Origin of the sequence: Sutterella sp. (assembly GCF_030539355.1) — a bacterium.
Taxonomy (GTDB): domain Bacteria; phylum Pseudomonadota; class Gammaproteobacteria; order Burkholderiales; family Burkholderiaceae_F; genus Sutterella.
The window spans coordinates 1-19,666 of record NZ_JAUNSF010000054.1; the positions used below are offsets into that span (position 1 = coordinate 1).

At 65.6% G+C, this 19,666-nt stretch carries 14 protein-coding genes, 3 tRNA genes and 1 pseudogene; 8 read left to right on the top strand and 10 right to left on the bottom strand.

What is annotated here, in order from left to right; genetic code table 11:
- Positions 1 to 89 precede the first annotated feature (89 nt).
- The 4 genes from Q4F91_RS08475 to hemN all read right to left on the bottom strand — a co-directional run bounded on the left by Q4F91_RS08475 (position 90) and on the right by hemN (position 4,971).
- A tRNA-Arg gene (locus Q4F91_RS08475) sits at positions 90 to 166 on the bottom strand.
- A 154-nt stretch (positions 167 to 320) separates the two neighbouring features.
- Positions 321 to 593, bottom strand: a complete 273-nt coding sequence (locus Q4F91_RS08480) for a sulfurtransferase TusA family protein (protein WP_303336665.1) — start codon at positions 591 to 593, stop codon at positions 321 to 323.
- Positions 593 to 3,220 (bottom strand): alanine--tRNA ligase, encoded by a 2,628-nt coding sequence (gene alaS, locus Q4F91_RS08485; protein ID WP_303336667.1) that lies wholly within the window; start codon positions 3,218 to 3,220, stop codon positions 593 to 595. The genes Q4F91_RS08480 and alaS overlap by 1 nt, the downstream gene beginning before the upstream one ends.
- A gap of 347 nt (positions 3,221 to 3,567) precedes the next feature.
- Complete coding sequence (gene hemN / locus Q4F91_RS08490) at positions 3,568 to 4,971, bottom strand: oxygen-independent coproporphyrinogen III oxidase (RefSeq protein WP_303336669.1); 1,404 nt, start codon at positions 4,969 to 4,971, stop codon at positions 3,568 to 3,570.
- 301 nt (positions 4,972 to 5,272) lie between these two features.
- On the opposite strand from hemN, the gene fnr reads away from it, so the two are divergent.
- A complete protein-coding gene (gene fnr / locus Q4F91_RS08495) occupies positions 5,273 to 6,004 on the top strand; it encodes a fumarate/nitrate reduction transcriptional regulator Fnr (RefSeq protein ID WP_303336690.1) in 732 nt (243 codons plus the stop codon).
- Positions 6,005 to 6,084: 80 nt separating this feature from the next.
- Here the strand turns inward: fnr and dsbI are convergent, their stop codons facing one another.
- From dsbI to Q4F91_RS08515, 4 genes are all read right to left on the bottom strand, one after another.
- Entirely contained in the window at positions 6,085 to 6,732 is a 648-nt protein-coding gene (gene dsbI / locus Q4F91_RS08500; RefSeq protein WP_303336671.1) for a protein-disulfide oxidoreductase DsbI, read from the bottom strand.
- Positions 6,733 to 6,747: 15 nt separating this feature from the next.
- The gene (locus Q4F91_RS08505) at positions 6,748 to 7,416 is read right to left on the bottom strand and encodes a thiol:disulfide interchange protein (RefSeq protein ID WP_303336672.1); all 669 of its coding nucleotides are present in this window, start codon (positions 7,414 to 7,416) and stop codon (positions 6,748 to 6,750) included.
- 221 nt (positions 7,417 to 7,637) lie between these two features.
- Positions 7,638 to 8,438 (bottom strand): glycerophosphodiester phosphodiesterase family protein, encoded by an 801-nt coding sequence (locus Q4F91_RS08510; protein WP_303336674.1) that lies wholly within the window; start codon positions 8,436 to 8,438, stop codon positions 7,638 to 7,640.
- Between the two features lie 1,359 nt (positions 8,439 to 9,797).
- The gene (locus Q4F91_RS08515; RefSeq protein ID WP_303336676.1) at positions 9,798 to 11,261 is read right to left on the bottom strand and encodes an NAD(P)H-hydrate dehydratase; all 1,464 of its coding nucleotides are present in this window, start codon (positions 11,259 to 11,261) and stop codon (positions 9,798 to 9,800) included.
- A gap of 157 nt (positions 11,262 to 11,418) precedes the next feature.
- On the opposite strand from Q4F91_RS08515, the gene Q4F91_RS08520 reads away from it, so the two are divergent.
- Complete coding sequence (locus tag Q4F91_RS08520) at positions 11,419 to 12,015, top strand: NUDIX domain-containing protein (RefSeq protein WP_303336678.1); 597 nt, start codon at positions 11,419 to 11,421, stop codon at positions 12,013 to 12,015.
- Between the two features lie 169 nt (positions 12,016 to 12,184).
- On the opposite strand, the gene Q4F91_RS08525 is transcribed toward Q4F91_RS08520, so the two are convergent.
- Positions 12,185 to 12,278 (bottom strand) — tRNA-Ser (locus Q4F91_RS08525).
- A gap of 39 nt (positions 12,279 to 12,317) precedes the next feature.
- Positions 12,318 to 12,394, bottom strand: a tRNA-Arg gene (locus Q4F91_RS08530).
- Positions 12,395 to 12,733: 339 nt separating this feature from the next.
- On the opposite strand from Q4F91_RS08530, the gene Q4F91_RS08535 reads away from it, so the two are divergent.
- The 6 genes and pseudogenes from Q4F91_RS08535 to Q4F91_RS08560 form a co-directional block, all read left to right on the top strand.
- Positions 12,734 to 14,251 carry an ABC transporter ATP-binding protein gene (locus Q4F91_RS08535; RefSeq protein WP_303336680.1) on the top strand — a complete coding sequence of 506 codons (1,518 nt, stop codon included), beginning with the start codon at positions 12,734 to 12,736 and terminating at the stop codon, positions 14,249 to 14,251.
- Positions 14,252 to 14,257: 6 nt separating this feature from the next.
- Positions 14,258 to 15,352: an ABC transporter permease gene (locus tag Q4F91_RS08540; RefSeq protein WP_303336682.1), complete on the top strand. Its 1,095-nt coding sequence runs from the start codon at positions 14,258 to 14,260 to the stop codon at positions 15,350 to 15,352.
- Positions 15,353 to 15,354: 2 nt separating this feature from the next.
- Entirely contained in the window at positions 15,355 to 16,275 is a 921-nt protein-coding gene (locus Q4F91_RS08545) for an ABC transporter permease (protein ID WP_303336684.1), read from the top strand.
- 55 nt (positions 16,276 to 16,330) lie between these two features.
- Entirely contained in the window at positions 16,331 to 17,470 is a 1,140-nt protein-coding gene (locus Q4F91_RS08550) for a BMP family ABC transporter substrate-binding protein (RefSeq protein WP_303336686.1), read from the top strand.
- 104 nt (positions 17,471 to 17,574) lie between these two features.
- The gene (locus Q4F91_RS08555; protein ID WP_303336688.1) at positions 17,575 to 18,708 is read left to right on the top strand and encodes a BMP family ABC transporter substrate-binding protein; all 1,134 of its coding nucleotides are present in this window, start codon (positions 17,575 to 17,577) and stop codon (positions 18,706 to 18,708) included.
- A 368-nt stretch (positions 18,709 to 19,076) separates the two neighbouring features.
- Positions 19,077 to 19,619: pseudogene (locus tag Q4F91_RS08560) on the top strand (OPT family oligopeptide transporter); the annotation flags it as partial.
- Positions 19,620 to 19,666 lie beyond the last annotated feature (47 nt).

Consider the following 19,666-nt stretch of genomic DNA (forward strand, 5'->3'; position numbering starts at 1 on the left):
CCACGACCCTCTGGTTCGTAGCCAGATACTCTATCCAACTGAGCTACTGGCGCACGTATTCGCTTCTCGCGTTTTTCTGCAAGTGTTTGTGGTGCGCCAGGCAGGATTCGAACCCACGACCCTCTGGTTCGTAGCCAGATACTCTATCCAACTGAGCTACTGGCGCACTCAAATTTGCAGAGGACGAACTATATAGAAGTCTTCTCCGTTTGTCAAGGATTTTCGAAAACCCCTCTCTTTCAGGGCTTCCGGCGGACCTGCGGGCAAGGAAAAGGCCCGGAGGAAAATTCCTTCCGGGCCCTGACTGATGCGATGCTGTTTCAGGCCGCTCTGCGGGTGATGAGCGTCACGAACCAGTGACCGCCCTCGTCCTCGGTCTCGGTCTGCGCGACGAGGCCGTGGCCCGTCTGGCGGCAGAAGTCCGAGAGGTCGGGCAGGCTGTGCGGATCCGTGCTCCAGACGCGCAGGCGCGCGCCGGAGGCAAGCTTCGCGAGCACCTTCTTCGCGCGGAGAACGGGCATCGGGCAGGAGAGGCCGGGAAGCCGGAGCTCCTCGGCCTCGCCCTCAAGCGCGCTGCTGAGGGCGTCCGTCATCAGAGACGCTCCTCGATCCAGGCGCGGGCGGCGTTGAGCGCCTCGGGCAGTTTCGAGGCGTCAGCGGCGCCGGCCATGGCGAGGTCGGGCTTGCCGCCGCCCTTGCCGCCGAGGAGACCGGCGACGAAGTTGGCGAGCTCGCCCGCCTTGATGCGGCCCGTGAGGTTCTTCGTGACGCCCGCGGCGAGCTGCACGCGGCCGTCGGGCTGGGCGGAGGCGAGGACCGCGACGGCCGTGCCGAGCTTGTCCTTCACCTTGTCCATCGTCTCGCGCAGCGCCTTGGCGTCGGCGCCGTCGAGGCGGGCGAGGAGCACGCGGGCGTCCTTCACCTCGAAGGCCTTCTCGATCAAGGCGTCGCCGGCCTTGCTCGCCATCTGGCTCTTGAGCTGCTCAATGCCCTTCTCGAGCGTGCGGACCGTGTTGATGATGTCCGCGGCCTTCGTCGGGATCTCATCGACCGGGGCCTTGAACTCGTGGGCCGTGGCCGTGATGAGGTGCTCGGCGTGCTGCACCCAGGCAAGGGCGTTCATGCCGGTGACCGCCTCGATGCGGCGCACGCCGGCGGCGATGCCCTGCTCGGAGGTGATCTTGAAGAGGCCGATGTCGCCGGTGGCGCGCACGTGCGTGCCGCCGCAGAACTCGCGGGACTTGCCGATGTCAAGCACGCGGACCGTGTCGCCGTAGCGCTCGCCGAAGAGCATCATGGCGCCGGTGTCCTTCGCCTCGCTGATCGGCATCACACGGGTGACGACGGGGACGTTGCGCAGGATCTCGGCGTTGACGATGCGCTCGACCTCGGCGATCTGCTCCGGGGTGACCGGACGCGAGTACGAGAAGTCAAAGCGGGTGGCCTCGGGCGTGACGAGCGAACCCTTCTGGGCGACGTGGTCGCCGAGAACGGTGCGCAGAGCGAAGTGCATCAGGTGCGTGACCGAGTGGTTGCGCTCGGTGGCGCGGCGGCGCTCCTCGGCGACCGAGAGGTCGAACCTGTCGCCCACGGAGACCGAGCCCTCGGCGACGTGGCAGGCCGAGCCGGTGACGGCGGCCTTCACGCGGAAGGTGTCCATGACGCGCAGGATCGAGGTGGCGTTCTTCGCCTCGCCCTGGTCGCCGACCTGGCCGCCCGACTCAGCGTAGAAGGGCGTGCGGTTGAAGACGACGACGCACTCGCTGCCGGCCTCGACCTTCTCGACGGGCTCGCCGTTGGCGTAGAGCGCGATCACCTCGGCGCCCTTCTCCTCGAGCGTCTCGTAGCCCGTGAAGACGGTGTCGGCGCCGGAGTAGGCGAGACCGAGGGACATCTTGAACTTGGCCGAGGCACGCGCGGCGGCGCGCTGGCGCTCCATGGCGCGGTCGAATTCCTCGGTGTTGACCGTGAGGCCGCGCTCGCGGCACACGTCCCACGTGAGGTCCGCGGGGAAGCCGTACGTGTCGTGAAGCTTGAAGACGAGCTCGCCGTCGAGAACGCCGTCGGTGTTCTTCGCGATGGCCTCGTCGAGGATCTCCATGCCCTTGCTGAGCGTGAGCAAGAAGCGGCGCTCCTCCTCCTCGATCACCTTCGGGATCTCGGGATTGTTGAGCTCCGGATAGGCCTCGGCCATTTCCTTCCTGACGGCGTCGACGAGCTTGTAGAAGAACGGGCCGCGGGCGCCGAGCTTGTAGCCGTGGCGGATGGCGCGGCGGCAGATGCGGCGCAGCACGTAGGCGCGGCCCTCGTTGCCCGGGATCACGCCGTCGGCGACGCAGAAGGCGCAGGCGCGGATGTGGTCGGCGATGACGCGCAGCGACGGCGACGTCGGATCGGCCTCGGTCTCGGAGACGCTCTCGACGGCGGCCTTGGCGGCGGCGAGCAGGTTCTGGAAGAGGTCGATGTCGTAGTTGCTGTGCACGCCCTGCAGAACCGTGGCGATGCGCTCGAGGCCCATGCCCGTGTCGATCGAGGGACGCGGGAGCTTGTGCATCTCGCCCTTCTCGTCACGGTAGAACTGCATGAACACGAGGTTCCAGATCTCCATGTAGCGGTCGCCGTCCTCGTCGGGGCTGCCCGGGGGGCCGCCCTGCACGGACTCGCCGTGGTCGTAGAAGATCTCGGAGCAGGGGCCGCAGGGACCGGTGTCGCCCATCATCCAGAAGTTGTCGGACATGTAGCGGGCGCCCTTGTTGTCGCCGATGCGGACGATGCGGTCGGCGGGGATGCCCACCTGCTCGTGCCAGATGTTGTAGGCCTCGTCATCCTCGGCGTAGACCGTCACCCAGAGCTTCTCGGGCGGCAGGTGGAAGTGCTGCGTGAGCAGCTCCCAGGCGAAGCTGATCGCATCCTTCTTGAAGTAGTCGCCGAACGAGAAGTTGCCGAGCATCTCGAAGAAGGTGTGATGGCGGGCGGTGTAGCCGACGTTGTCGAGGTCGTTGTGCTTGCCGCCGGCGCGGATGCACTTCTGCGAGGTCGTCGCGCGGCAGTAGCTGCGCTTGTCGAAGCCAAGGAACACGTCCTTGAACTGGTTCATGCCGGCGTTGGTGAAGAGAAGCGTCGGATCGTTGCCGGGAACGACCGGGCTGGACGCGACGATGGTGTGACCCTTGCTTTCGTAGAACTTCAGAAAGGTCCGTCGGATGTCTGAGACTTTCATGGGTTGTAGGTCTGGGTGTGGATAGAAAACTGTCCGCTCGGGCCGCGCGCCGGGACGGCGCGTGGGGCTCTGTCCGGGGTGACGGGCACGCGGTGCGAGTGAGATGGGTGCCGCGGGAGAAAGCCGGCCGTTGATCCGGCTTCGGATCCGGTGAATAGGCCCCTGCGGCGGCGCCCGAAACTGATAATTTTAGCCATTTCGAGGAAAGTCCGAGGGATCTTTGCGCGCCACAGGGAGTCCCGGCCGGGGTGCGCCGGGTGGACGCCGGCCCAAAAGAGAAGCGGCGCCGGGGACCCGCGAGGGTCCGCCGCGCCGCTTTCACTGGCCCTGAGTCCGGGAACCGGGCGTCAGGCGATGCGGGAGTAGCCGCCCGCGCGGCTCGACTCGCGCAGATACCGGTCGAACTGCATGGCGACGGCGCGCACGAAGATCTTGCCCTTCGGGAGCACGACGAGGCGGTCGTCGTAGAGCTCGACGAGCTCATGGTTCACGTAGGGGCGCATCTTCGAGAGCTCGAGCGCGAAGGTCTCGTTGAAGTTGATGCCGAAGCGCTCCTCGACGTCCTTCTTGCGCAGTTCGAAGTTGCACATGATCTGCATGATCACGTAGCGGCGAAGCTCATCGTCGCCGGAGAGCAGGTAGCCGCGGTTCGTCGCGAGACGGCCCTCGCTGATGGCGGCCTGCCAGTCCTCGTGCTCGCGCGGGTTGCAGGCGTAGGCGCCGCCGATCTTCGAGATCGCGGAGACGCCGAGCGCCACCATGTCGCACTCGGCCTTCGTCGAGTAGCCCTGGAAGTTGCGCTGCAGCGTGCCTTCGACCTGGGCCTTCGAGAGCTCGTCGTCGTGCTTGGCGAAGTGGTCCATGCCGATGTAGCGGTAGCCGTTCTGCGTGAGGCGCGTGATGGCGTCGAACATGATGTTCACCTTCTCGACGGTGTCGGGAAGGTCGGCGGGCAGAATGCGGCGCTGGGCCTTGAAGTGGTTCGGCAGGTGCGCGTAGTGGTAGAGCGCGATGCGGTCGGGCGAGAGCTCGAGCACCTGGTCGATCGTCTTCGAGAAGGTCTCGCGGGTCTGCTTCGGGAGACCGTAGATGAGATCCATGTTGATCGATTCGAATCCCTCGGCGCGCGCGGCGTCCATCGTCTCCTTCGTCATCTCGAAGGGCTGGATGCGGTTGACGGCCTTCTGCACGTCGGGGTTGAAGTCCTGGACGCCTAGCGACATGCGGTTGAGACCGACCTTGCGCAGCGTCTTCACCTTGTCGGGGTTGCAGGTGCGCGGATCGACCTCGATCGAGAACTCGCCGCCCGCCTTGGCGAGCGGGAAGCGCTTCGTGAGCGTCTCCATCATGAGCTCGAACTCGTCCTCGGTGAGGAAGGTCGGCGTGCCGCCGCCGAAGTGCAGCTGCTCGAGCTCCTGGCTGCCCGTGATGTGCTCCTTCACGAGGTCGCACTCGCGGCCGATCATCTCGATGTAGGCGGCCGAGCGGCTGTGGTCGCGCGTGACGATCTTGTTGCAGCCGCAGTAGAAGCAGACGTCGTTGCAGAACGGCACGTGGACGTAGAGCGAGAGCGGCGCGGGCTCGGCCGCGGAGCCGCGGCCGGCGAGGGCCTTCTCGTAGTCGGCCGGGCCGAAGGAGGCGTTGAAGCGGTCAGCGGTCGGGTAGGAGGTGTAGCGCGGCGCGGGTACGTCGAACTTCTTGAGCAGTTCCATCTCGGGCAGCTCAACGCCGCTGGTTTCCGGATTCGTCATCGTCACGGGTCTCTAGTTATATGATTTAGGTTAAGCTTCCTGTTATTATTCGGTAGGCAAGATCAGCTTTATTGACGTCGATCAACGCGAGGAAGCCCTGGGGCAATCCGGGCAAATTCCCTGCCGGGGCAGGCCTGCCAGTCGCCGGAATGTGATTCTAGGCGCACGAGATTATTCGAAAATTAGCTGTACGCCGCGTGCCAGCGCGGGTCGCCCCGGGTGCCCCGCAAAAGTGTCGCGGAACCCCTCAGAGGGCGTCCGACCCCCGGCGCTCAAAAGGGACCCCAGAGGAGTTGTTGTGATCAATCTTTCGGCGTTGCGCGTTGCCTGTTCTAACTGCAGTCTCCGTGAGGCGTGCCTGCCCACCGGGCTCACGCTCAAGGAGATCGAGCGCCTTGAGGACCTCGTGACCTCCCGCCGCCGCATCAAGCGCGGAGACGCCCTCTTCAGGGCCGGCGACCGGTTCGAGAACCTCTATGCGGTCCGTCTCGGGTTCCTGAAGAGCACCGTGATGAGCAGCGACGGCCGCGAGCAGGTGACGAACTTCTACATGGCCGGCGAGATGATCGGCTTCGACGGTATCGCGAGCGGCGTGCACTCGAGCGACGTGCTCGCGCTCGAGGACACCGAGGTCTGCATCATCCCCTACGCGAAGCTTGAGGACGCCGCGACCTCCATGCGCTCCATGGGCGGCCACGTGATGCGTCTGCTCTCGCGCGAGATCGTCCGCCAGCACGGCGTGATGCTGCTGCTCGGTTCCATGCATGCCGAGGAGCGCCTCGCGGCGTTCCTGCTCTCGCTCTCGCAGCGCTTCGAGCAGCGCGGCTATTCGAGGAGCGAGTTCGTGCTGCGCATGACGCGCGCCGAGATCGGCTCCTACCTCGGCCTGAAGCTCGAGACCGTGAGCCGCGTGCTCTCGCGCTTCTCGCATGACGGCCTGATCGAGGTGAACCAGAAGCACGTGCGCATCTTCGAGCCCGAGGGTCTGCGCGCGATCGTCTCGGGTGTGCCGCTCCCGAGCGACGCCGACTGACCGGCAGACGATTCACAGAGACAATGAAGCCCGGGTGAGCCGAAACTCCCCGGGCTTTGCCGTCTCTGCTCTGAGTGACTTTAGACGGTCTCGCGGGCGCGGCGCACGTCGCCGAGGGCGAGCACGCCGAGGATGACGAGCGTGACCGAGAAGGCGAGGAACGCCGAGTCGGCCATCGTCATGAACTCCGCGTCGGGGATCAGGTACCAGCCGCCCGACTCGCGGTAGAGCTCGATGAGCCGCTCCTGGAGCGGGGAGAGCTCGGTCCCGGCGGGGACGTCGGGGAGGTCGTAGCCGCACTCGCCCGTGGGCTGGAACCAGTCAGGGGCGAGGCGCTCGGCAGGGAACCCGAAGGGAAAGCGCGGCTCGAGCGAGCAGCCCTCGAACCCGAAGAGCGCCTCGGGGTCGTCGCTGCGGAGCGCATGATGGATGCCTTGCAGGCGGATCGTCGTGAGGAGCCCGTAGACGCTGGCGGCGGCGCCTCCGACGTAGCCGAGGATCCTGAGCGGCAAGAGGCGCGGCGCGGCCGCGGTGACGAGCGCAGCGAGTCCGAGCACGGTGAGGGCGAAGCGGATGTAGACGCAGAGCTCGCATGGTCTCATGTAAAGCCACTTCTGGAAGACCTCATGCGAGATGAGGACGATGAGCCCGGCGAGGAACGCGATGACGAGCCAGGGCAGGCGGGATCTTGCCAGGGCCCCGGGGCGTGAGATGAGCGGCACGGACATGGCGGCCTGCTCCTTTTAGAGAGGTTTCTTCGAGAGCTCGGCGACGAGGTCCACGAAGCCCCGCACAGAGCGGATGCGCTTTGTGAGGATCAGGTAGCGGCCGTTGACGACATAGGCCGGTATCCCCTGCAGGCGCGCCGTCTCAAGCGAGCTCTTCCAGAGGTCGGCGAGCGCCTGCACCTCGGGCGTCACGCGGGCGGCGGCAAAGGCTTCCGCAGTGAGCCCCACGGGCTTCAGGGCCGTCTCGAGGAACGCCTCCTCGCCCTCGGGCCAGCGGTAGCCCTGGCGGTGATAGGCCTTGTAGACCGCGTCCTTCGACTTCCTGAAGAGCGAAGTCTCGTCCTCCATGGACCGGCCCGCGGCCTCGTCCTGCAGGCGGCACCAGGCGAAGAGCTCGGTGGCCGTGCGGCCGTACTTGCCCCGGGTCTCGAGGTGGTACATGTCGAACTTCAGGCCCGTCTCCTTCTCCGCGAGCGGCATCGCCTTGGGGTCGACGCCCGTGTCGTAGCGGAAGCAGAAGGGGCAGTCATAGGCCCAGATCTTGACGATCTTGCCGGCCCCGCCGGGAAGGGGCTTCTCGAGTGTGATGTAGTCCTCGTCGTCATCGGCCGCGAAAGCGGCGGCAGGCAGGACTGCGGCTCCGGCCAGAAGGGCGGCCGAGGCAAGGAAGGTGCGGCGGAGCATGGGGTGTTTCCTCGAGGGCACGGTCGGCCTCGGGGCTGGCGGACAGGTGCGGTGGGCGTTTCTAAGTAGAAGTATCTAGTGAGTATAAGGGCACACCGCTTAAATGTGACTGACATCGAGAGGCGTCGGCTGCTGATCCGGGCCTCGCCCGGATAAACAGGAGCCGCGTGAATCCCCGGGGGAAATCACGCGGCTGCGGGGGAGAAACTCGATTGGTGTTCTCAGAGGACCGGCGGCACGCGGTCGAGCCGGTCGGTGCAGACCGAGTCGACGCCCATGCGGAAGAGCTTCAGGATGGTGTCGCGGTCGTTGGGCGTGTAGGCGAAGAGCCAGAGACCGGCCTCCTTGATCTGCCGGCAGAGGTCGGGCGTGAGGAAGCGCCAGTCCGCGTTGAGCGAGACGCAGCCGAGGGTCTCGCAGGCGCGGCGCCAGTCGGCGGGAACGTCATCGACGAGGAGCGCGCGGGGCAGGTAGGGAGCGGCCTCGCGGGCGGCGGAGAGCGCCTCGCGGGAGTAGGAGGAGAGCAGCGGCGCCGCCTTCGAGACGTTCGCCTGCTGATCGCCGTTGGGCGAGATCACATCGCTGTAGGCCTCGGCGACGGCCGTGGCCACGGTGAGGCCCGTCTCGAACTCATGCCCCTTGGCGGGCTTGATCTCAAGGTTCAGCCACATGCCGTTCCTGCGGCACCACTCGAGCGCGTCCGAGAGAAGCGGCGGATGGACGCCGTACCAGAAGGGGGAGTGCCAGCCGCCGGCGTCGAGCTTCCTCAGCTCATCGGCGGTGAGCTCGGGAACGCTGCGGCTGTCGTCGCGGATCGTGCGGCCGAACTTCTCGTCGTGCATCAGCACGGGAACGCCGTCGCGCGTGAGCATCGCATCGGTCTCGACGCCGCGGTAGCCGTGGATGAGGCCGGTGCGGAAGGCCTCGAGAGTGTTCTCGGGGGCGAGAACGCCGCCGGCGCGGTGCGCGAGGATGCGCGGGAAGGGCCAGGGAAGGCCGGAAGGAGAAATGCCGTTGGTCATGACCGGAACTCAGGATCAATCTTGTGCGAAAAACGGCTCTCGCTCAGAGTCTGGGAGACGGGAACCCGCAGAAGCGAAGCATAGTGCAGAAACACGGGAATAAACGCGCCCTGAAAGCCTTCCTGCCCGGGCATTTCGGCGGGAAACTCCGCTCTTCAGCGGCTCGGAGTGTCCCGGAGGGCGTTTTACGCTACGGCAGGAATTCAGCGCGGCCCGGGGAACTGCACGGGTGGCGCGCCTGACGGAAACGAAGCAAAAGCTCTGCCCGGGCGAGTGCCGCGCGTACCGCATTGACGGGGTACCTGCCGGCTTCCTCGCAGGGCGCGACGTCAGCAGGCTGCAGAAGGTATTGGATCTCAGGATCCTGCTTCCCAATAAGTCGAAAAAAAACCTCGCGAACGTTTTCCCGGCGTTCGCGAGGCTCAACCCTCATTTTCTCAACCTATCAGGAGAAAAGACATCCGGGCGGAACTCTCAATCGCCCGTCTGCTTGAGATGAACTATACCCGCGGGAGCGCCCGTCAGGGGTAACTCATCCGTGAGTCCTGCAACAAAACGTGTTATTGGACATCCTGGATGGCAGAATAAAAAAAGCCTCGCAGGTGTTTTCCCTTCACCCGCGAGGCTCAACCCTCAATTTTTTCAACCCAAAAGTCAGGAGAAACTCACAGCGAGAAACCGTTCTCTCTTCCGTTCCCTCACTGTGAGATGAACTATACAGGGACTTTTAGCCGAAAGGCTTTTCGAAATCGTGAGGAATGCAACAAGACGTTGATTCCGCTTGGAGAAGGCGGTTTCGCGTCCTGGCGTCCGCTTTCAGGATGCACGGACGAAAAAAAAGCCTCGCAGGTGTTTTCCCGGCACCCGCGAGGCCCAACCCTCAATTTTCTCAACCCAAAAGTCAGGAGAGACTCACAGTGGAAGTTCCGCTCTCACCCGGAACTCGTCTGTTGAATGAACTATACAGAAGGAGGCCTGTCGCGGGCATTGCAGAATCGTGAAGCTTGCAACAAATCGTTGGGAGAGGTTCGGAAAGTTTTCAGCCCGTGTTCCGAAAGCGAAAAAAAACCTCGCGAGCTTTTTCCCATCACTCGCGAGGCTCAACCCTCAATTTTCTCAACCTTAAGTCAGGAGAAACTCAACGCGATTCGTTCTCTCGGCGAAACCGTTGATGGAACGTACTATACGGGCGACGGGCTCCCGAAGGCATTACGAAACCGTGAGGCTTGCAACAAAACGTGAGAACGCGCACAACTCTTAACATCTGCTGTACCTGCGGTCCGGGAAAACGCGAACGCCGCCCGTGAGCGTTGAAGTCACGGGCGGCGTTCTGGAGGTCAGTCCGAAGCGTGCGGGCTGTCAGAAGCGGCGGCGACGGTTGCGGCGCTCCTCCTCAAGGATGGCCGCGGCGGCGGGGGCGATCTCCCCGGCCGTGAGGCCGGCGAGGCGCTCCGCGCCCGCGCGGGCGTGCAGACTCACGGCGCCGAGGACGGACTCGACCGTGTCGTAGTGCTGCGCGAAGAAGGAGCCGATCATGCCGGCGAGGACATCGCCGCTGCCGGCGGTCGCGAGCGAGCCCGTGCCGATCGACGAGAGCCAGGTGCGCGAGGAGCGCATCGCGACGAGCGTGCCCGGTCCCTTGAGGACCGTGATCGCGCCGGTCTGCAGCGCGATGTCGCGCACGGCGTTGACGCGGTCGGCCTGGATGGTCTTCGGCTCGACGTGGAGCAGACGTGCGCCCTCGACCTCGTGCGGGGTGATGACGGTGGCGACCGTGCGGTGCAGCAGCGTCGTGAGGAGATCCTTGTCCGCGGCGATGAGGTTGAGCGCGTCGGCGTCGATGACGAGCGGGCACTCGGAGTTGAGCGCGGCCACGAGGCGCTCGCGGGCCTTCGGGGTGGTGCCGAGGCCCGGTCCGATGACGGCGGCGGTGAAGCGGCTGAAGTCGAGCGGGGCACGGGAGAACATCAGCTCCGGAGCGACCGGGTCGACGGCCGGGGCGGTCTCGGCGAGGAGCTCGACGGTGACCGTTCCCGCGCCCATGCGCAGGCCGGCGCGCGCGGCGAGAAGCGCGGCGCCCACGTGACCCGCGGCGCCGCCCACGACGGCGAGGTGGCCGAAGGTGCCCTTGTGCGAGAAGTTCGGGCGGGTGAGGAGAATGTGCTCGTAGTCGGAAGCGTCGATGACGCCGAGGCGCGTGAGCGGCACCGAGACGTCAAGCTCGCTCATCACGACCTCGCCCGCGGCATCGGCGCCTTCGTTCATGAAGAGGCCGGACTTGTGCGAGAGGAAGGTGACGGTGGCGTCGGCGTGAACGCCCGGGACGGTGCCGACCCAGCGGCCCGTCTCGCTGTTGAGACCCGACGGAACGTCAAGCGCGACCTTGAAGCCCATGCGCTCGTTGAACCAGAGGAGCGCGTCGAGGTAGTCGCCCGTGATCGGACGCACGAGACCCGTGCCGAAGAGGCCGTCGACGACGACGTCGGCCTTCTGCGCCATGTAGGGGTCCTGCAGCGTGGTGCCGCCCTTGGCGCGCCACTCGGCGAGCATCTCGCGCGCGAGATCCGTCTTCGGTTCGCCGCCCGGGAGCACGAGCTCGACCGAGAAGCCGCGCTCCTTGAGCTCCATCGCGCAGACGATCGCGTCGCCGCCGTTGTTGCCCGGACCGGCGACCAGAACGGCGTGACCGGAGGGCACGCGGCTCACGATGAACTCGGCGGCGAAGGCGCCGGCGCGGCGCATCAGGGTGTCAAGACCCATGCGGTTGGCGCAGCGGGCCTCGAGCTCGCGCGCCTCCTCAATGTTCATTACGGTAAGGCTCATTTCTTTTCTTTCTTGGTCCTGCTCTTGATGAAGGAGAGCGTTTGTGTGAAGTCCGCTCATTCTAAGAGCGCAGCGGCCCGAGCGCAGGACGCCGGGGCGCGGTACATTTAGAAGCTTCGACGAATACTCTTTCTCAACCACCTCCGACCGAACTCTCATGAGCCGCTATCCGCTGATTCAGCTTCCCGCGCCCTATGCGAAGCGCGACAACGACCCCCTTGAGGAGCGCACCACCTCCCAGGAGGTTCTCTTTGACGGCAAGTTCGTCAGGCTCGTGCGTGACCAGATCACGCTGCCCGACGGCGGGCACTCGCAGCGCCTCTATCTCTCCCACGGCGGCGCAGCCGCGATGGCCGCCCTCGGCGAGGACGGCACGATCCTTCTCGAGCGCCAGTGGCGCCATCCGCTGCGCCAGAGCTTCTGGGAGCTTCCCGCGGGCAAGATCGACCCGGGCGAGGACGAACTTGACTGCGCCCGCCGCGAGCTCATCGAGGAGTGCGGCGTCGAGGCCGAGCGTTTCACGCGGCTCGGCGTGATCAACAATGCCATCGGCTACAGCAACGAGCACATCGTGATCTACCTCGCCGAGGGCCTTTCCGAGACCGAGCAGAAGCTCGACGAGGGCGAGAACCTCGAGGTCTGGCGCGTTCCCTTCGACGAGGCCGTGCGCATGGCGACCGACGGACGCATCACGGACGTGAAGACGATCTGCGGCATCTTCTGGGTGAAGGAACTGCTCGCGAAGCGCGGCTGATCACTTCTCAGACGGTCTCTAATAGAAGAGGGGGCGCGGGACAACATCTGGTCCCGGCGCTCCCTTTCTTTTCGCGCCTTCAGGCGCTGCAAGGCGCTGATAAAACAAAAGCCCCGCGGCTTCATACCGTGAGGCTTTTAGTTTTTCGCTTCGTCCGAGTCGGGGACAATGGCGGAGAAGGAGGGATTCGAACCCTCGAGGCCCGCTATTTTGGACCTGCACCCTTAGCAGGGGTGTGCATTCGACCTCTCTGCCACTTCTCCGCGCCATTGTTCCGTACGCGTCAAAGCGATGATGATCTGTGGTGCGCCAGGCAGGATTCGAACCCACGACCCTCTGGTTCGTAGCCAGATACTCTATCCAACTGAGCTACTGGCGCACTGAGAAGTGGCATTCTGCATCGATCGCGCCCGAAGTGCAAGAGCAGAATTGAAAGATACCAAGAATACGGTATTAAGCCGGCATGGATGAACCGGGCCGGAGGCCGGGCAAGGCATACCGCCTACCCCTTGTGGCGGGGCGAAGGAGTCTCATCGAACAAGTTACAATGAAGGGCTTCAAAAACGGCGGTTCCGTGAGACCGTGCGGTTTTCGGGGCGACGGCCCCGGGGGCCCACTGTGACTCTCACCCGGAGCCGGCGTTTCTCAGACCGTAATCCATTCAATTCCCGCGGCGTTCACTCCCCCGACAAGACGCCGGAACTCACGGACTCTCGGCATGACAACAAGACTGAGCCTTCGAAACATAACGAAGCGCTACCCGGGCATCGTCGCCAACGACGGCGTGACGCTCGACATCGCACCCGGTGAGGTGCTCGCCATCCTCGGCGAGAACGGCGCCGGCAAGTCGACCCTCATGAAGATCATCTACGGCGCGGTGCGCCCCGACGAGGGAGAGATCTCCTTCGACGGCAAGCCGCTCGCGGTCGAGAGCCCCGCGCAGGCCCGCGAGCTCGGCATTGCGATGGTCCACCAGCACTTCGCGCTTTTTGACACGCTCACCGTCACGGAGAACGTGGCGCTCGGTCTCACGGGAAACCTCTCGCCCTCGCAGATCGAGAACGAAATCCGCTCGCTCGGCGAGCGCTACGGCCTTGAGGTGGATCCGAAGGCGGTCGTGATGGAACTCTCCATGGGCGAGCGCCAGCGCGTCGAGATTCTCCGCGCCCTGATGACCCACCCGAAGCTCCTCATTCTTGACGAGCCGACCTCGGTGCTCACGCCCCAGGCCGTGCGCAAGCTCTTCACGACGCTGCACAAGCTCGCCGACGAGGGCGTCTCGATTCTCTTCATCTCCCACAAGCTCGACGAGATCCGCGAGCTCGCTGACCGCTGCGTGGTGCTCCGCGCCGGCCGCGCGGTCGCGAGCGTCGATCCGAAGGCTGAGACCGAGGATGCGCTCGCGCGTCTGATGATCGGCAACGATCCTCCGAAGGTGAGTGAATCCTCCGGCAGGACGGGCGACGTGATCTTCGAGATGAACAACGTGACCGTCCCCGGCACGACCCGCGTCTGCGGCATCAGCGACGTCAACGTCTCGGTGCGCGCCGGCGAGATCGTCGGCATCGCCGGCATCTCCGGCAACGGCCAGTCGATCTTCATGGGCGCCGCCGCCGGCGAACGCCCGACCGAGCCCGATCATGTAAAGCTCTTCGGCCGCCCCGTGGGCGACCTCGACACCTACGGGCGCCGTCTCTCGGGCCTGCGCTACGTGCCCGAGCAGCGCCTCGGCCACGCCGCGGTGCCGGAGCTCTCGCTCACGGCGAACAACTTCCTCACGAGCGATTCGCTCGTCCGCGGCGGCTTCATCATGAGGGCCAAGGCGAAGACGTTCGCCAACAAGATCATCGAGCGCTTCCACGTGAAGACCACCGGCCCCGAGAAGGCGGCCGGCAGCCTCTCGGGCGGCAACCTGCAGAAGTTCATCATGGGCCGCGAGATTCTCAACCGTCCGCGCGTGCTCCTCGTGCATCAGCCGACCTGGGGCGTTGACGTGGGCGCGGCGGCCGTGATCCGCAACAGCCTCATACGCCTGCGCGACGACGGCGCCGCCATCATCGTCGTGAGCGAGGAAATCGACGAGCTCTTCGAGATCTCCGACCGCATCGGCGTGATGTACCGCGGCGCGCTCTCGCCCGTCGTTCCGAAGAACACCCTCACGGTCGAGGAAGTCGGCCGCTGGATGTCCGGCCTCTGGCCCGACTCCCCCTTCTCCAAGAACAACGCGGAGGCCTGATAAAAAATGGCTCAGTTTCCCATTGCCATGACCCCGCGCCCCGAGCGAGCCCGGTCTTTTGCACTGCTCTCACCGCTCATCGCACTGCTGCTCACGGTCCTCACGGGCTTCATCCTCTTCGCCGCGCTCGGCCAGGATCCCTGGCGCGCGCTCTCGATCTTCTTCATCGCTCCGCTCGACAGCCTGCGCGGCTGGACCGAGGTGGGCGTCAAGATGACGCCGCTCCTGCTCTGCGCCGTGGGCCTCGTCGTCTGCTTCAAGTCGAACATCTGGAACATCGGCGCCGAGGGCCAGCTCGTCGTGGGCGCCATCACGGGCGGCATCGCGGCGCTCGCCTGCGATCCCTCCTTCGGCAAGTGGTACGTTGTCGTCGTCATGCTCGCATCCGCCGCGGGCGGCGCGGTCTGGGGCGGCATCACGGCGCTCCTTCGCCACAAGTTCCACGCGAACGAGATCCTCGTCTCGCTGATGCTCGTCTACGTCGCGCAGCTCCTGCTCGCCTGGTGCGTGCAGGGCCCGATGCGCGATCCGCAGGGCTTCGGCTTCCCGCAGACGGCGCTCTTTGAGTCCGGGGCGCTGCTGCCGGTGCTCTCCGGCACGCGTCTGCACCTGGGCGCCCTTCTCGCGCTCATCTCCGCAGTCGGCATCTGGCTCCTGATGGACCGCATGGCCTTGGGCTTCCAGTTCAAGGTCTCCGGCATGGCGCCGCTGGCGGCACGCTACGCGGGCTACCATCCGGGCAAGCTCATCTGGGCGTCGATGCTCATCAGCGGCGCGCTCGCCGGCCTCGCGGGCGGCATCGAGGCCTCGGGCCCCTTGGGCCAGCTCACCCCGAACATCTCCCCGGGCTACGGCTTCGCCGCGATCATCGTGGCCTTCGTGGGGCGCCTCTCGCCCCTCGGCTGCATCCCGGCCGCCTTCGTGATGGCGCTCTTCTACCTGGGCGGCGAGCTCGCCCAGAGCCGCCTCGGGCTGCCGAGCTCGATCACGGGCGTCTACCAGGGCCTGCTCCTCTTCTTCATCCTCGCCTGTGACACGATGATCCTCTACCGTCTCTCCTGGCGCGGCTTCTCCTCCGCCCGCACGAAGGAGGGCAACTGACCATGTCTCTCGCAGCTTCGATCATCTCCAGCACGCTCAACGCCGGAACGCCGCTCCTCATCGCCGCGGCCGGCATCGTCATCCATGAGAAGTCGGGCGTGCTCAACCTCGGCATCGAGGGCATCATGCTCATGGGCGCCGTCGTCGGTTTCTCGACCACGTTCGCCACGGGCAGCTTCGCGCTCGGCTTCCTCGCGGGAGCGGGCGTCGGCATCCTCCTCGGACTGCTCTTCGCCTTCTTCACGCTCGGCATGCACGCGAACCAGTACGCCGCCGGTCTCGCGCTCACGCTCTTCGGCACCGGCCTCTCGGCCTTCATCGGGAAGCCCCTCCAGGGCCAGGCCCTCGACGAGCGCGCGATGTCAGGCATCCCCGGTCTCAAGGACATTCCCTTCGTGGGCGAGGCGCTCTTCTCGGTGCACCCGCTCGTGTACGGCGCGCTCCTCCTCATCTTCGCCGTCTGGTGGTTCCTCTTCCGCACCCGCGCGGGCCTCGTGCTCCGCGCCGTCGGCGAGGAGCCGAACTCGGCCTATGCGCTCGGCTTCCCCGTGCTCAAGATTCGTCTCTGCGCGGTGATCTTCGGCGCGCTCTGCGCCGGCGTCGCGGGCGCCTACCTCTCGCTCGTCTACACGCCCCTCTGGGTCGAGGGCATGACCGCGGGCCGCGGCTGGATCGCGCTCGCGCTCGTCACGTTCGCCACCTGGCGTCCGGCGCGCGTCGTCATCGGCGCCTACCTCTTCGGCGGCGTGACGATGCTGCAGTTCGCCTTCCAGGGCATGGGCATCAGCATCTCGCCGCAGTTCATGGCGATGACGCCCTACCTCGCGACGATCCTCGTGCTCGTGCTCATCTCGCGCAACCCCGTCTGGATCCGCCTCAACGTTCCCGCCTCGCTCGGCCGCACGTTCGTGCCGCGCGGGTAAGCGTTCACTCACTTTTTTATCCTTATCCACTGGCTTTTTTCCGGAGATTCCCCGAATGCAGAAGCGATATGCCTTCAAGCTTGCCCTTGCCGGTGCCGCCGCGCTCGCCCTCACCGCCTGCGGTGAGAAGACCGAGCCCGCGAAGACCGCCGCCGCCCCCGCCGCGGCCGAGCCCGCCAAGAGCACCGGCCCCCTCAAGGTCGCGTTCATGTACGTGAGCCCCGCCAACGAGGAAGGGTGGTCCACGCAGCATGACCTCGCGCGCCAGGCCGTCGAGAAGAAGTTCGGCGACCGCATTCAGGTGACGACCGTCGAGAACATCCCGGAGAACGCCGACGCCGAGCGCGTTCTGCGTGACCTCGCGCAGCAGGGCAACAAGATCATCTTCGCGACGTCCTTCGGCTACATGAACGCCGTGCTCAAGGTCGCCAAGGAGTTCCCGGACGTCAAGTTCGAGCACGCCACCGGCTACAAGACCGCCGAGAACGTCTCGAACTACTCGGCCCGCTTCTACGAGGCCCGCTATCTCGCGGGCAAGCTCGCCGGCGCCACCACGAAGTCCGGGAAGATCGGCTATGTCGCCGCCATTCCCATCCCCGAGGTGCTCCAGGGCATCAACGCCTTCACGCTCGGCGTGAGGAGCGTCAACCCGGACGCCAGGGTGCACGTCGTCTGGACCTCGGCCTGGTACGACCCGGGCAAGGAGTCCGACGCGACGAAGTCCCTGATCGGCCAGGGCTGCGACGTGCTCACGCACCACACCAACTCCTCCGCGGTCGCCTCGACCTGCGAGGAGGCGAAGGTCCCGGTGCTGAGCTACAACACCGCGATGAAGCGCGCCGCGCCGACGATGCTCCTGGGCGGCGTCATCCACATCTGGGACGAGTTCTACGCAGGCCGCATCCAGGCCGTGATGGACGGCACCTGGAAGTCGCAGTCCGTCTGGGGCGGCGCTCCCGAGGGCATGATCGGTCTCGTCGAGATCGCGAAGACCGCGCCCGAGGCTGTCACGAAGGACATCGCCGACACGATGAAGCGCATGGCCTCGCGTGAGCTCCATCCGTTCACGGGCCCGGTCGTCGACAACACGGGCAAGGTGCAGCTCGAGGCGGGCGTGAAGGCCACCGACGAGCATCTGCTCTCGATGGGCTACCTCGTCGAGGGCGTCGCGGGCAAGCTCCCGACCGCCAAGTGACAATGCCATGAGGCAGGGGCGGCCGATCTCTCGCCGCCCCGGTTCGCCTCGGACAGGAATTTCCCCGTTTTTTTTCTGACCTCTCTTCGTTAAGGAATCTGATCATGCAGAAGCGTGTACTCATCAAACTCGCCCTCGCCGGCGCCGTGACGCTCAGCCTCGCGGCCTGCGGCGACAAGGAGGAGGCGCCCAAGACGGCCGCGGCTCCGGCCGCCGCTCCCGCTGCCCAGGGCCCGCTCAAGGTGGCCTTCGTCTACGTGAGCCCCGCGAGCGAGGAAGGCTGGTCGCGCCAGCATGATCTCGCCCGCCAGGCGATGGAGAAGCAGTTCGGCGACAAGATCCAGGTCACGGCCGTCGAGAACATCCCCGCGGGCGCGGACTCCGAGCGAGTTCTGCGCGACCTCGCGGAGCAGGGCAACAAGCTCATCTTCGCGACCTCGTTCGGCTACATGAACTCGATCCTCAAGGTCGCCAAGGAGTTCCCGGACGTCAAGTTCGAGCACGCCACGGGCTACAAGACCGCCGAGAACGTCGCCGTCTACACGGCCCGCTTCTACCAGGCCCGCTACCTCGCCGGCATCCTCGCGGGCGCCACGACGAAGAGCAATGTCCTCGGCTACGTCGCCGCCGTGCCGATCCCCGAGGTGCTCCAGGGCATCAACGCCTTCACGCTCGGCGCGCGGAGCGTCAATCCGAACATCGAGGTCCGCGTCGTCTGGACCTCCTCCTGGTATGACCCGGGCAAGGAAGCCGACGCGACGAAGACGCTCGTGGGCCAGCAGGCCGACGTGCTCACGCACCACACCGACTCGCCCGCCGTCGCCTCGACCTGCGAGGAGCTCGGCGTGCCCGTGATCAGCTACAACACCGCCATGAAGCGCATCGCCCCGAATCATCTCCTCGCGGGCGTCGTGCAGAACTGGGACGCCTACTACGCCGGCCGCATCCAGGCCGTGCTTGACGGCACCTGGAAGACGCACAACGTCTGGGGCGGCATCCCCGAGCACATGACGAATCTCGCCGACATCGCCCCGAGCGCGCCGCAGTCCGCGATCGAGAAGATCCGCGCGGCCTACGAGGGCATGGAGAAGGGCAGCTTCAGCCCGTTCACGGGTCCGATCACCGACAACGAGGGCAATCTCGTCGTCAAGGACGGCGTGAAGTGCGACGACAACACGCTCCTCAACATGGGCTGGCTCGTCAAGTGCGTCGTCGGCAAGGTCCCGACGCAGCAGTGATCGAAGCCCGCACCGGGAGCGCGGTGAATCACGCGCTCTCTCCGCGGTGACCTTCGGGAAGCCTCCGGCAGATCCTCTGGATGCCGGGGGCTTTTTGTAATTCAGAGACACCAGGTTCAATACGGCAGACCGTTCCGAATCCCGGCGGCATCTGTCAGCGGGTGTCATTCCTGCGCACCGGGCGCCATACTCCCAATGGGGGAGAAAGTGCACTAGAGACATCTCCTTATAATCGGGCATTTCCCGATAATCTGCCGATCCTCCCGTGCACCCGGCATCTGCCCGTAATCATCGGATGCATCGGCGTCGACGGCGTGTCTCTCATTGACGGAGATGGCGCGTCGCGAAGAAACAGGAGTCTCCCGAAAATGGATTCAAAGTCCGTCGGTTCGGTCATCGAGCCGTCGCTGCCTGAACTCACCCTGCGAGGCATGATCCTCGGTGCGCTCATCACCGTGATCTTCACCGCCTCCAACGTCTACCTCGGCCTCAAGGTCGGCATGACGTTTTCCTCCTCCATCCCGGCCGCCATCATCTCGATGGCCATCCTGCGCCTCTGCCACAACTCGAACATCCTCGAGAACAACATGGTGCAGACCGAGGCGAGCGCGGCAGGCACGCTCTCCGCGGTGATCTTCGTGCTCCCGGGCCTCGTCATGCTCGGCTACTGGCAGAACTTCCCGCTCCTGCAGACGCTGCTGCTCTGCGCCTGCGGCGGCTGCCTCGGCGTGCTCTTCACGATCCCGCTGCGCCGCGCGCTCGTCGTGAACTCCGACCTCCGCTATCCGGAAGGCCGCGCCGCCGCCGAGATCCTGAAGGTGGGCAGCGAGGGCGCCAAGTCCGAGATGGGCAGCGCCGGCATGCGCGACATCGTCGCTGGTGCCTCGCTCTCGAGCATCTTCACGCTCTCCTGTCTTTGACAGCTCCGAAAGGCTGAACTCCGCGAGAACTCGCGAGG